This window comes from Haladaptatus pallidirubidus, from assembly GCF_020700235.1.
GTDB lineage: Archaea > Halobacteriota > Halobacteria > Halobacteriales > Haladaptataceae > Haladaptatus > Haladaptatus pallidirubidus.
In genome coordinates, this window is record NZ_CP085303.1 from 49,265 (window position 1) to 63,295 (window position 14,031).

General features: G+C 47.9%; 10 protein-coding genes and 1 pseudogene. 7 read left to right on the forward strand and 4 right to left on the reverse strand.

Annotation, left to right across the window (positions count from 1 at the left end; translation table 11 throughout):
• Nucleotides 1-135: 135 nt before the first annotated feature.
• Entirely contained in the window at nucleotides 136-1,179 is a 1,044-nt protein-coding gene (locus LIX15_RS24020; protein ID WP_227777723.1) for a glycosyltransferase family 4 protein, read from the forward strand.
• Between the two features lie 37 nt (nucleotides 1,180-1,216).
• Here LIX15_RS24020 and LIX15_RS24025 read toward each other — a convergent pair whose 3' ends face one another.
• Nucleotides 1,217-2,650: a sulfatase gene (locus LIX15_RS24025; protein WP_227777724.1), complete on the reverse strand. Its 1,434-nt coding sequence runs from the start codon at nucleotides 2,648-2,650 to the stop codon at nucleotides 1,217-1,219.
• Nucleotides 2,651-3,034: 384 nt separating this feature from the next.
• On the opposite strand from LIX15_RS24025, the gene LIX15_RS24030 reads away from it, so the two are divergent.
• Both LIX15_RS24030 and LIX15_RS24035 read left to right on the forward strand, forming a co-directional pair.
• On the forward strand, nucleotides 3,035-4,132 hold the full coding sequence (locus tag LIX15_RS24030; protein ID WP_227777725.1) for a glycosyltransferase family 4 protein: 1,098 nt from the start codon (nucleotides 3,035-3,037) through the stop codon (nucleotides 4,130-4,132).
• Complete coding sequence (locus LIX15_RS24035) at nucleotides 4,125-5,255, forward strand: glycosyltransferase (protein ID WP_227777726.1); 1,131 nt, start codon at nucleotides 4,125-4,127, stop codon at nucleotides 5,253-5,255. Before LIX15_RS24030 ends, LIX15_RS24035 begins: the two co-directional genes overlap by 8 nt.
• 255 nt (nucleotides 5,256-5,510) lie before the next feature.
• Here LIX15_RS24035 and LIX15_RS33780 read toward each other — a convergent pair whose 3' ends face one another.
• Both LIX15_RS33780 and aglF read right to left on the reverse strand, forming a co-directional pair.
• Nucleotides 5,511-5,618, reverse strand: coding sequence for a zinc ribbon domain-containing protein (locus tag LIX15_RS33780; protein ID WP_390185279.1), 108 nt, complete (start codon nucleotides 5,616-5,618; stop codon nucleotides 5,511-5,513).
• Nucleotides 5,619-5,713: 95 nt separating this feature from the next.
• On the reverse strand, nucleotides 5,714-6,451 hold the full coding sequence (gene aglF, locus LIX15_RS24045) for a UTP--glucose-1-phosphate uridylyltransferase AglF (protein WP_227777727.1): 738 nt from the start codon (nucleotides 6,449-6,451) through the stop codon (nucleotides 5,714-5,716).
• An 88-nt stretch (nucleotides 6,452-6,539) separates the two neighbouring features.
• On the opposite strand from aglF, the gene aglM reads away from it, so the two are divergent.
• The 3 genes and pseudogenes from aglM to LIX15_RS24060 all read left to right on the forward strand — a co-directional run.
• A complete protein-coding gene (aglM, locus tag LIX15_RS24050) occupies nucleotides 6,540-7,832 on the forward strand; it encodes a UDP-glucose 6-dehydrogenase AglM (protein WP_227777728.1) in 1,293 nt (430 codons plus the stop codon).
• 179 nt (nucleotides 7,833-8,011) lie between these two features.
• Complete coding sequence (gene tbsP / locus LIX15_RS24055) at nucleotides 8,012-8,818, forward strand: transcriptional regulator TbsP (RefSeq protein WP_227777729.1); 807 nt, start codon at nucleotides 8,012-8,014, stop codon at nucleotides 8,816-8,818.
• Between the two features lie 518 nt (nucleotides 8,819-9,336).
• Nucleotides 9,337-9,945: pseudogene (locus tag LIX15_RS24060) on the forward strand (ArdC-like ssDNA-binding domain-containing protein); the annotation flags it as partial.
• Between the two features lie 56 nt (nucleotides 9,946-10,001).
• Here the strand turns inward: LIX15_RS24060 and LIX15_RS24065 are convergent.
• Complete coding sequence (locus LIX15_RS24065; protein WP_227777730.1) at nucleotides 10,002-10,238, reverse strand: hypothetical protein; 237 nt, start codon at nucleotides 10,236-10,238, stop codon at nucleotides 10,002-10,004.
• Between the two features lie 878 nt (nucleotides 10,239-11,116).
• On the opposite strand from LIX15_RS24065, the gene LIX15_RS24070 reads away from it, so the two are divergent.
• Nucleotides 11,117-13,924 (forward strand): M14 family zinc carboxypeptidase, encoded by a 2,808-nt coding sequence (locus LIX15_RS24070; RefSeq protein ID WP_227777731.1) that lies wholly within the window; start codon nucleotides 11,117-11,119, stop codon nucleotides 13,922-13,924.
• The last annotated feature ends 107 nt before the right edge of the window (nucleotides 13,925-14,031 follow it).

The following is a 14,031-nucleotide window of genomic DNA, read 5'->3' on the forward strand; positions in this document are numbered from 1 at the left end:
TAACCCAGGAGTATAATTGTTTAGTGATGAGTATCAAATATTCAGGCCAGATTAAAGATTATGCAGGTTAAGAGGGATTAGAGCATGACCAGACTTAATCAGGAAGATAATAAGGAATAAGTTTCTACTCATCATATGGATCTGCTCGTAATAACACGTGAATTTCCTCCGCACGTATTGGGTGGAATTTCCTACCACTTATCATATCTTTATGAAGAAGTGAATAAATTAGGCCACGATATTACGGTGATCACTGGCAAATGTCCAGAAAGCGAAAAGGTCTCATCTGATTTGATTCCAGATGACACTACAATTCATACAGTCCCTTTTGGAAGCCGTCAAGGATATCATATTCGATTCTCAGTGGCTTTATGGCGATTTCTGGCCGGATTCGATACCTCGGCTTACGACGTCGCTCTGGTACATACACCAATACCATTCTCGCTACAGATACCGACTATTACTAAATACCATGACAGTGAACGCGAAGAGAGAAAATATCGACCCCCACGAGAACTAAGCAACAAAATACTCGATACACTAGTTGATCCAACCCGGCGATGGAATGATCAGCGGTCACTGACCATTACAGATCAAGCAATTTTCGTAAGCCATCTTTGCCGTACAGCATGGCAAAACCACTACAATGTATCGTGTGAAACAAATGTCATCCATAACGGAGTAGATCTAAGTATCTTCTATCCACGAGAAGAGAGAGATCACCAACAAAAGTATATCCTCTTTGTTGGTAGCGAAGAGCGAAAAGGAATTTCGAGAGTACTTGAATATGCTAAAACTGCCCCATATGAAGTTTGGATGGTTGGACCTTCACAAACCAACCAGCCAAATACAAAGGCACTAGGACGCGTTTCCCCTGAGGAGTTAGCACAATTATACAGTGACGCGGTCACTACTATTCATCCTGCTCACTTTGAGGCATTCGGAAATATAATTTTAGAATCATTAGCATGTGGTACCCCAGTTGTAGCCACTGACGAATGTGGTGCAGCCGAAGTTATTGATCAAGATTGTGGTGTCGTGACAGACAGCCTTCAAGAAGGGGTGTGTGAAGCAGAAAATTTGAATTCTGAGGCATGCCTCGAAACAGCAAGAAAATATACGTGGCAGAATGTAGCTAAAAGAACTATTGAAGTCATTTCCCAGACGATAGATAAGTAACAGATGAACTGGACTGAATATCTATCTGTTTAAAATTTCATCGATAACCGAGGTCTTCGAGGAGTTCCTCAGTATCTGCACTTAACTCTCCACTTAACTGGGGCAACTTCTCCTGGAGGTTTATTTGTTCAATAGCTTTCACAAGCTTTGGTGATGGTTCTTCCTCAAGCGGATATTGTTCTCGCCGATCAAATTTTGGGGCATACACCTTTGCCGCATCAAGATCAAGGACACCGTTATCTATTTTTTGTGTTATTATCTTTCGTTCATCATCGCGAACCGCGATTGTTTGGCTCTCTCCAGAGATCACATCTGATTGTATAATTTCATCCGTACCCTCATTAAGATGAGATTCGCGATCAGTTGATAGCGGCATATCCACGGGGGTTATATCGAGTAAATCTGCGATCAACTCATGAAGCCAACCAAGTGAGAAGAGATGATTTAGACGCTTCGGGTTATCCTGAGTGGATTTCGCCAGAAGTGGAACATGTAAAAGTTCGTCATACATATAATGACGATCACTCTCAAATTCGAATTTGTCTCTTCCTGCAGCATGACCGTAAATACCACGGTCATGGAGAGCTTCGCCGTGGTCGCTCGTTACGATAATAATCGTATTGTCCCACTCGTTGTTAGCCTTTAACCATTTAATTAATTGACCAATTTGTTGGTCAATGTATCGTAACGTGCTATCGTACATATCCCGATAGTGTGGTTCGTACTCATTTACGAGACGATTAGCATCCCAGACAAATTGGCGTATTGTAGAATCTGAAGAGAGGAGACCGCCTTCAGAAGCTCGCTCAGGATGAATAGGGGCATGAAGATCCATTAAATGTGCCCACGCAAAAAACGGTTGATCTGTTGAATCTAAAGCCGTTATGAGTTCTCCAATAACATCTTCTGCTGCAATAGTTGGCCATTGTCCCGACAGTTGATTTAATCGGTACGCAACAACGGGCATCGTATGAGATAGAGGGATATCATATTTTTTGAGATGACGCATTGTCGATCTAAGTGATGCGATAATCTTGGTTTTCGAACTGGGTGAATCCCCTGCTGCTCTATCAGCAGTAAATTTCTCGCCTAATCTGTTAATACGGAGATTTTCAAATGAATCAAATCCACGATCAAAATTTCGATATTTAGAAAGATGAGGATTAGATACGCGAGCCATTGTATTATAGTCATTTTCGTGGAGCCATGATGCAAGCGTCGGTGCATCGTTCGGAATCGCTTTCCACGAGATTTGCTCATAATAGGCGGTATCTCTCGATAGGCGTCCAGACATGATACCCGGGAATGACTCAGCTGTCCATGGACCCGTTGCATAAGCATTATCAAAGATTGTAGCAGTATTCGCAAGCCGATCAAGATTTGGAGTTGTTGGTCGGTCGTAGCCATTAAATCCGCAACTATCGTAACGCAGGCAGTCAATGGTTAGTAAAAGCAGGTTTGGTCGAGTCATTGTCGGCAGTGTCTCTCAGTACTACTAAAAATTATCTAATGCATATCGAAATCACAATCCTCTAAAAGGAAGTGGGTAGATTACAACCACATTATTGTGAAAATATTTATTGAAGTAGTCAATCGCCAATAATGTAGATTTGGTAATACCCTGATTAAGCCGAAATTTTATGGGGTCAACTACATGATAAATTACCATATATAATACATGGACGGAGATTTCGATGGGACTATTAGGCTGATTCGGTGAGTGATTAAGGATGAAAAAGTATGGAACGACAGTAGATCTATTCTTAAGATATTATCATGGCGTTCGGGGTGTTGGAACAAATATTAATAATTGTCCCAACCATAGTAGAATATTGTAATCACAGGCGATGAAATAATGATTAAAATAGGAATCAATGCGAGAGTACTAACAAAACCAAACCCAACCGGCGTTAGCCGTTATACACATAAACTTCTTGAGGCTCTCGCACAGCGGGAGGACGATTTCGAATACATTCTTTTCGGTACCCAATCGATTCCAAAACCATTTGACGAATTTTCGTCGATTAAAAGTGCAGGTGTTTCAAGTCCCACTCACAGCGGTCATCAAGCCCATATTTGGGAACAAACAACACTCCCACGAGCGATCGACCGCCACGATCTGGATGTATTCCATACACCAGCAGGACAACCACCAATAGCTGCACGAACTCCACTCGTCACGACAATTCACGACATTTCTCCAGTTAGCCATCCCGAATGGTTTTCACACGGATATGCCGCTCTTTATCGGATCCTTACACCACTTGCAGTGCGAGTGTCGGATCGGTTACTCACTGTCTCTGAATTCGCTAGAGATGAGATCGTAGAGTGTTATCCCCGCGCAGCAGGTAAAACGCTCGTAACATACAACGGTGTTACACCACCAACCAAGCCAGGAGAACCGATAGATGACCTTACAAAGGATCACTTTATCCTCTCCGTTGGAGCGACGAATCCTCGGAAAAACTTGGAAACGCTAGTACAAGCCTATCAACGCTATCGAGAGAGTGAAAACGACCCCATCGATCTAGTCCTTGCAGGACCAGATCGAAACGTGTTTGCATCAAATGACCTGCCTGACGTCTCCGGCGTCCGTGCACTTGGATTCGTGTCAGATGAGGAGTTGGCATGGCTATATCGCAACGCAACTGCATTGGCATATCCATCGCTGTATGAGGGATTCGGGCTGCCGATTATCGAAGCGATGCATGTCGAAACACCAGTCATTACGTCGAACCGAGGCGCGATGGCAGAAGTTGCTGGCAACGCTGCACTGTTGGCTGATCCAAACAATCCCAATGAAATCGCAGAGTGCATCATGCAAGCCAACAGAGATGAATCGGTCACCCAACAACTCATTCAACAAGGGAGTTCTCGGGCTGCCGAATTCACGTGGGATCGCACGGCGCGTGAGACAGTTACAGCATACCGAGAGGTGATCAACAATGTCTAATGATTCGCCAACGGTACTTCAAGTGAGCAAATTTTACTATCCGGATGTTGGTGGTGTCGAACGCGTCGTCCAGCAACTCGCAGAAGGATTACATTCCAAGTACGACATGCGCGTACTCGCATCGGCAACAGAGGGAATTGGAGAACAGACGATAGTCAACGATGTTCCCGTAACCCGAACTAGCAGCTTTGGAACTGTTTTATCTGTGTCCGCATCGCCAACATTCCCCGCTCAACTCGCTCGATTACAGAGAAACGCAGATATCATACATTATCATCTACCAAATCCACTCTGTGTAGGGTCACATTTCATCACACCGTCGACGGACGCAAAGATTGTTGTAACATATCACAGTGACATTGTTCGACAGAAGGCCGCATTAAAGTATTATCGACCGTTTTTACAGCGGTTCCTCAACCAGGCAGATCGAATCATAGTAACCTCACCAAACCTCCTTAACTCTTCAGAGCACCTTACTCCACATGAGCAAAAATGTACTGTGATACCGTTATCGATCGATCTCGATGATTACACAGACCCAATTGGAGAGCCACCTGAACTACCGGTCGATCCGGATCGACCGACGTTATTGTTTGTCGGTCGCCTAATCTACTACAAGGGTGTTGAATATTTAGTCGATGCGATGACCGAAATCGACGCAACCCTCATGATCGCTGGAGATGGTGAATTACGGGAATCGCTCCAAGAGCGAGCTGCTATGCGTGGCGTTGATGATAAGGTCCATTTCTTAGGGTATGTCCCGGATGAGCATCTGCCACACTATTATGAAGCAGCAGATTTGTTCGTCCTTCCATCTGTAGAACCAAGCGAAGCATTCGGTATCGTGCAGCTAGAAGCAATGGCCTATGGTACTCCAATCGTAAACACGAACCTCAGAACAGGAGTTCCCTGGGTAAGTAAAGACAGTGAGACCGGACGGACGACAGCACCCCGTGATTCAGACGCATTGGCAAGCGAAATCAATGAAGTACTGGCAGATGAAGACTTATTGCAGAAATACAGTGAAAATGCGTATAAGCGTGTTCAACACCAATTCAATGAAGAGACGATGCTCGGTCAAGTAGATCAACTTTATCAAGAAATTTTAACCGAGGAATATTGATATTCCCCTGCGCTGAAGCGTGAGAATTCCACTGTGGGGATCGGCTACGCCGATTCTCCGGCAGTAATTTGGGAGTACGTGAGCTCCTTGTTGGGACGGTGAGCACATGGTGACGCCGACCATCGGTGGTTGTCACACTGAGGCACACGGGCCATGCCATCGGCCACGATACGTTCGATTCGTAGCGTCGAAGAACATCCCCGACACCGTGAGATCCGCGTGGCCATCGAAGCCGCACGGACACGTCAGTGTGTCCTAATGCCGTGTCGTATCTGCCGTGAACCCACAATTTGAACACTCACGGGAGGTCCACGCTTCGGGACGCACTTCAACGATGATACCGTATTCAGCAGCGGCACACATCAAGACTTGCGCTCAAATTCACATCACTGTGTTCTGTTGACCTCTAGAATTCAAATGAAATGATAATAGATATACATATGAAGTTTTTCGCGTACTTATGTGGACGGTTCAACTACACCCTTTTCTTCTTTGAGTCTCTGTTCTGCTTTATCGCGGTCTTCAGGATATCCGACGTCGATGCGCCACCCATCCATTCGGATTGCATCAATAGTTCGACCGCTTTGAATGAGTAGGTCGATCGCTTCACTGATTTCGTACTCACCACGGTTCGACGGTTGGACAAGATGACAGGCGTGGAATATCGCTGGAGTAAACGTATAAAATCCAGTCATAACGAGATTTGATGGTGGATCTTCGGGTTTTTCTACGACGTCTGTAATCTCGCCGTAGCTATTCGTATCACAGACACCAAACCGGCTGGCATCTTCATATGGTACTTCTTCGGTGAGGAAGGCAGCGTCGGCACGCTCTTCCTGCTGGCGACGAACTACGTCCTCGAGATTTGCTCGGAAGATGTTGTCTCCTAATATTAGCATGAAGTCGTCATCGATGTGTTCTTCGACAGTTAGGAGGGCGTGTGCGAGTCCCTTCTGTTCACGCTGGTGGGCGTAAGTGATGGGTATCCCATTGAACTCGTCGTCATAGTAGCTGATGATGTCCTCTTTGCGATAGCCGACAACAAGAATAAATTCATCTGCACCGAGTTCTGCGAGTTGCTCTAAGCAGTGAGTGATAATGGGTTTATCATTTACTTCGACCAAACCTTTTGGTTTGTCTTCCGTCAGTGGCCGAAGACGAGTGCCCTTCCCAGCTGCCAAGACTACAGCTTTCATACTTTTTCCACATGAACGCCAGTCCTAAATACTTTTAGACCCGGTTACATCCGAAGGCTAAAGGAATATGCCCCAAACTAATCAAATAATGAAACTTAGCATCATTGGAAGCGGTTATGTCGGAACAACTGTCGCCGCTTGCTTCGCTAAGCTGGGTCATTCGGTCACTAATATCGACATTGATGAAGAAATCGTCAAACAAATCAACAGCGGTACCGCACCTATTCATGAACCTGGACTAGACGATCTCGTCGCGGAGTACGGCGGAAACCAACTTCGAGCAACGACTGTTTACAGTGCTATCCAGGACACGGACACAACGTTTCTTGCACTACCGACTCCATCCCGTGAGGACGGAAGTATCGATACGTCCATTATTGAGGCCGGTGCTCGTTCGCTTGGTGAAACATTAGGAACAAAAGACGACTACCATCTCGTTGTCGTCAAAAGCACGGTCATCCCCGGAACAACCGAGGATGTGTTGGCATCGATCATCGAAGAGACATCTGGAAAGACAAGAGGGAAACACTTTGATATAGCAATGAATCCTGAATTTCTGCGTGAGGGAAGTGCAGTCAAAGATTTTCTGAATCCAGACAAAGTGGTCTTCGGTGCCGAAACCAAGCGCGCAAATGAACAGCTTACAGAAATATTTGATCCACTCGTTGCAAAATCTAATCCGGCAGTCGTCGAAACTGGTATTCGTGAAGCAGAGATGATCAAGTACGCGAACAATACCTTCCTTGCTACGAAAGTCAGCCTTGTCAATGAACTTGGAAATATTTGCAAAGAGTACGAAGTAGATGCCTACGAAGTTATGAACGCGATTGGTCTTGACGAGCGTATCGGTGAGCGATTCCTCCGTAGCGGTGTAGGGTGGGGTGGCAGTTGTTTCCCTAAGGATACAGCCGCATTGGTCTCTGCCGCGCGTGACAAAGGATACGAACCGTCGCTTGTGGAGGCGGCTATCGAAGTGAACGACAAGCAACCTAAGCGTCTGCTCGAGTTGCTCGAAAGCCACATTGCTCTTCCAGATAAACGGATTGCGATACTCGGTCTCGCGTTCAAACCAGGTACTGACGATATTCGAAACTCACGTTCAATTCCAATTATTGAAGGACTACAAAACAAGGGCGCACAAATCGTCGCCTATGATCCTGTTGCCGCCGAGAACATGCGTGAACAATTTCCCAATATTGAATACGCTGATACGGCATTAATGGCGCTTAGAGGCGCGGATGGTGCTCTCGTCGTTACTGATTGGGACGAATTCAGTGCGCTTGATGATGAATTCGAACAGATGAGAAATCCCGTCGTTGTGGATGGCCGTCGTATTATAACTCACAACGACAATATCACTTATGATGGTTTGACCTGGTGATGAGAACTTGAATTTCTGATTACAATGAGACTTCGGAACACACAAATCAAAACGCTATGAGAGAAAATTCTCAGAGTGTGCTCTACCCAAGTTAAGCTGTTCATTCACTAGTTTAAGCGCTCACTTGCCAATTAGTAACGGGATCAGAACAAAAGATGTCTATCCCCTCAGACGAGAGTATGTCCTTAGAAGCTACCGTCCTTGATCAGGAATTCGCCGAGGTGACCCACTCACTCTTTGAAGATGCAGATTCACTCCTTGTGGTGAACCCTGCATCGGATGTATTTCGAACAGTGATTCTGACGGCAACCGAGTTTGACAATGAACTTCCTGACATCAAGGTGCTTGCAACCCCCGATTTGTTGAAAGCAGCTGTCGAAGATTTCATCCTGGCGAGTCAAATCGCAGATTTAATCGATCAAGGAACTCTCTCACTTCGGACGACGACTGATATTGCACGAAGTTCCCTTCTCATCAGTGATAATCGAGTTGTCTCAATAGTAATATCAGGTGATGAACTGACCGGACTCCATTCCACGGATGATTCGTTTGTCGAGAACGTGCGAACAACATTCATGGACGAGTGGGAAACGGGCGACGAGTTCACCGTGCGAACGCCACCACTGTCACGTATACAAGAAACACTCAGCGATGAATTCGGGAATGATGTCAGAGACGACTTTATGATGATGCTTGAATCGGTTGAGACGGTACCGGGAGACGACGACGATCTCGATGCAGTAACAATCACGTTGTTAGTCGCGGCGAACAACAATGAGTTGCTCTATGACATCGGTAAATGGGGCGAGGACACGGGGGTTGCAAGCAAAGCAACATTTTCTCGGACAAAAACACGACTCGAGGATCGTGGCCTGATCGACACAGAGAAAGTCCCAATTGATGTTGGCCGTCCTCGACTCCGGTTGGTTTTAATGGCCGATGATCTCGAGGATGTCGATAGCCTCGCTGACCAAGTGACTGCGTGATATTCTCCCCCGTCGTAAACAGCAGGGTTTCCCTTTCAAGGAGATTCCAGCAGTAGTACCTGTCTACGATTGGTGTGGTACAGAATAACAAATACCCACTGAGTGATGTTTATTGATGTCATGGGTCCAAGTCAATCAGCATTCAAGATCCGGCTGTTTCTGCTGTTCCAGTTACTCTTTTGGGGAGCTATTCTCCTGCTTACCTGGATGGTTGCAAGTATCGTAATGTAAGTCGGCTCAACGTTCTTTCATATTCAGTTATCTCATTAATCTTTTTGACCTACAGCTTCGAGACGGACTAAGTATCGATGTTCGCCATGTGATTTTTATCGAATCGTGTGCGCTGACCGCAAATGACTGTACTAGCGACTGATGGATGCGTGTTTCAACTGCTACAAAGCTGACTGCGACAGGGTACAGACGGCAAAACGGACAAATTGGACAACGGGTAGACAAGTTTTTTATAACCCCCTAAAGGGTGCAGGGCGTTCATTAGAAGCGTCCATAGTCGAAAACCAATGACTTCGAGTACCAACTCTGTGGTGTCGTTTGAGGACTCTGACACCCGACGTGACGAGATGCACAGTACAATCAACCAATGGATCGACGATCTCACTACTCTAACCGATGAGGCGAAAGCGGGTCAGCAATTCCAAGACTGGCTGAATGTTCAACCGACGTTTCATGACTACTCCTATCGGAACACGCTCTTGATCACTCTTCAGTGTCCGAATGCGACAACAGTTGCAGGGTACAACACTTGGCAGAATGAGTTCGATCGTCACGTCCAGGAAGGAGAGAACGGAATCTGGATCTGGGCACCGATCATTACAAAGCGATGCCCCGAATGCGAAAATTCACCGAGCTACCACGAGCAAAGTAAATGTACATACGACGAAGTGCCGCCTGAAGCGTGGTCGAACGGATTGGTCGGATTCAGACCTACTGCTGTCTTCGATATTTCCCAGACGGAGGGTGAACCGCTTCCCGAGTTGGAGACCGCGGCTACGGGAGATGCTAAAAATTTCGTTCCTACCCTTCAGAAGGCAGCCGATGATCTGGGTGTGACGGTTCATATCGTCGACACTGACAACTGGGAATATGGCGAGGCGAAGGGTGTCTGTAAATCTGAAGCCGTCGAATTCGAATATCGAATAGGGCTTTGCCACCAATCCCATTCCCGCTATTCAGGTCGGTAATCAGTCAGTCGAAGCTTTCCTTCAACTTCGTAGATGTGGCCCCGCATGTAGAGTCGTTCGATGATAGCTTCGGCAGCGGGCTGCTCAAGCCCCTCCTGTTCTTCGAGGATCGCGTACGCTTGCTCGTACGTGAGCTCTCCCTCGTCCGGGAGTGCGCGCGCGAGTGCATCGAGCGATTCTTGCGCAAGTGGCGTGAGTGGCGATCGTCGATTCGAGATCATCGATATGACCAAATACAAGCACTACTGATGTAAATCCTCGGTCCAGAACGCATCTCGTACTGATGATTTCTTTATATAGTCTAAGTGTGATTTCAAAAGGTCGCATGGAGATGATCCTCCAACATCTCCACGAGGTCGGGATTGTTGGCCAATGGATCAGAGATACTACCCCGACAGATATGCGATTGACATACAGAAGTTTAGTTATGCACTGCTTGAATCCGGTTCTGTAAAACGTGGGTATCGGTTGGTGTCGTTCGCAATTGACCCACGTGTCGGGTATCACATGGGATACAAAAACCCGACACTCTATATCATGGTATAGTTTGACTACATTCTTTCGGCCGTTTTATTTGCAAATTATATATGTATTAATATATTAGATATAAATACTAACTTTTTAAGTAGTTTGTTCGGAATAGAAATGGGATAGGTATAGTAAACCATAGTCCACGTGTCAGTCTGTGCTTATGGAAGACTCATCGAAGTTGACAACCAAGTCTCGACATCCAACGAGAGGCAGTGATTACTGACCACTTGTAAATATTATGGTTGACTAATCGTATGAATCCTCGTGCAATCACAAGTGGTGAACCGCCGCGGGGTCACACCTCGAGGCCCTCGCCTTGTTCAATACGCGAACACCCACTCCAGATCAGGGTAACCTCGGAATTCCGATGCGATAGCCAAAACGATCGAATGCCTTTATTTTCTCGATCATTCGACGTCCTCCTCCATTTTTAGTCACTAATATTAATATTTAGGAATAATAAATATTTGCTTCTCGGTTAGCTAGCACGGGTTTGTTCAGCATTAAGGAAATATAAATTCATAATAAATCTCGCGTGAGGGAGAAATTCACACGCAGATTAGTGACTATGAGTAGCGACCGACAACACAACCAGACTGAATCGGACGACGAAACGAATCGATACACCGCTGAAAATGCAGCAAAACTCGAACAGAGCGCATTCGACGGCAGCTCAATCGGCCGACGCACATTCCTAAGCGTCGCAGCTGCAACCGGTGCCGCGCTTGCCTTACCCAGTACGGTAACAGCTGAGGTCTCTGATGAGGCGATGACCGACCTCGCGGAATTTGCCGTCAACGCCGCACCAGATGACCACCAAGTAACACTGGTCATCGAATTCGAGGATACAGACGCGCTCAACGTGTTTTACGATGAGTATGGCGAACCAGACTGGGACATCGAGGAAGACGATTTACCCCCGAAAGCCGTAACCCGTGAGAAGCCAACTCCTGCAGCCCACGCCTATCTCACTGCTGACGAGCTCGCAGACGCTCTCGATCGCGGTGGTATCGAGTTCGTCGACTTCTCACCAGGTGCAAATCCGTTTTGGAAACTCGGCGATGCCTATGCCGATCGTGTTTTCCCCAAGGTTGAGGATGCACGTGACTTCGTTTCCCACAGCGAGCTGAACCAGGGACTCCAATATCTGTCGGAAGAGTACACAGATCGCCTCCGCGTGCACGCGATCGGCCAGAGTCCGGGTTGGGAGAATCTGTATACGGGCGACGACCCCGATCCCAAGGACGTCTATGTTGCAGAAGTCACAGAGAATATCCAAGATGAGACATCATTTGCAGAGAAAGACAAAGTTGTGTTCTCACTTAGCATCCATGGTGACGAACCAGCAGGCCGCGTGGCTGGCACTCGGATTATCGAAGAGGCTGCAAAGGGCATAGCCGGCGATTTCGAGGATGTTCTCTCCGATATCGTCATCGTGTTTGTCTTTATCAATCCGGACGGCTGGGTCGTCCGAAAGCCGCAGTATGAATTCGAGACATGGTGGGGCGACACGGAGCGATTCCGATATGACCGCGGAAACGCAGCCATCGGAGATACGAATCGACAGTACCCGACGATGGGATGGGTCTCCCCCGAGTACTGGCCCGCCGAACCTGAAGATACACCTGAGGTACGTCCCGACGACCCAGAAGGTCGGGGATACGAAGAGATGGTTCCGGACGCACTGGCAGTTGTCGAGCATCTGCGTGGATACGACAACGTCGAGTACCTCTGTGACTACCACATGATGGATCTCTCGGAATCAATGGTGCTGAATCTCGAATCCAATGCACCCTACAATCACAGTGGGACGCACAACCTAGACGAGGTCAATATCCGTATTGACAATGGGATGCAAGCGCACTGGGGCAGCCCTGAAACGATTGCCGATGATACGTCTCGCGCCAGTGAAGCTATTCACGGCGTCGAAGGATACGTCCCGGAACGACTGCTAGACTATGGGACGATTTACGACTCGCTAAGTTACCAGATCACTGGCGGGTTGCTTGGCTGGGCGGGCCAACCCGAAGAGTTCGGTGGCCTTGGTGCGGTTACGGTCGCCCCTGAACTGGTGCTCCGGGACGGCTATGATTGGAAGCCATTTATCGAGCGACGCCTGGAGATGGCATATCGCATCTCGATGCGCGAGTACGCTGAAATGACGGCTGCAAAGACAAACGCAACTGTAGCGACCGGTGGACAGGATACCGCCTACGTCAGCTCTGATGTCTTGACGCGTCGATCGGCGGATCTCCCGTATACTGACGAAAAGCCTGGTAACGGAAAGGGCAAGGGTCGGGGGCGCGCGACACGGATTCAACGCCGTCATGAGACCGTCCAGCCGGGCCCCGGCGGGAGAGCGCGTGCGACATCGGGAAGCACTACACACTCACTGGCTGTCCAGTTCACCGCCCACGGTATCGACGAGGGTGTCGTCAAGCTCGTCAATCCTGGTGGCCAAACCGTCCGTGAAATTGATCTTGCTAACCCGCTGTCAGAAGATCAGGGTCACTTCTACGTCCCTGATCCGGACAACGGTGACTGGTCAATCGAATACGACGGTGAGGCCGAAATTAATGTTGAGACGGTTCTCCTCGAGACCGAGGATGAATACCCGAATCCCAAGGAAGTTCTCGGGTACTCCCAGCGCGAATACGTCGTTAACCCGATGCAGTTTTTCGAGGATCTCGAGCCGTTCCTCGAAGAGGGATCGATCGATGGCCTGCGCGTCCACGACGTGCGTATCGGTCGGCTGATGCGGGGCAACTCCGGCAAGCGCCGGTATGACAATCTTGTCATTTCGCATGACGATGGTGTCGACGATCAGCGATACGTTTCGGCTATCGAGGAATTTGTCGAGGCTGGCGGTGATCTCGTACTTACTGACGCGGGAATCAACCTTCTCGGACCGCTCAACGTCGGTCAAGCTGCAGCTATCGAGGCTGATGACATCGAACATGGGACGACGGACTTTCCAAATCTCAGGGATCGAGACCTCGATCATCCGCTATTGATGGATATCAGACCAATCCAGCAGGAGATCTGGAAAATATCCCAGCTCGGCTATACAACAGGCGATGACTCACCAATTTGGACCGTCAACACAAATGCCTTTGCGGACGCTGGCGGCACTGTCGCCGGTAGCCTCGGCGGAGATGGTAACGTCGGTACCGGAATGCTGTCAGCCGACGACGCAGAGATCAACGTAATCGGCTCTGTCCTGCCGCCGGCAAATCAGCGGGAACTCCACCCCTTTGGCATGGCTGACTATACACTGTCGTTCATGGGACACACGCTCATCTGCAATGCGCTTGGCTTCGAGCAGCACCGGTACGTAAATGGCGAACTCGTTGGGACGTGGGGTGAACTTCGGTAGAGGGAATCGAGAAGTACCGTTCTCCTTGTTTTTGGATTGTCTTCGAATCTTATTCGTGTTATGGTAATTTGCTTTCAGCACGTATTCAGAGCATCGCAATTGTTCTT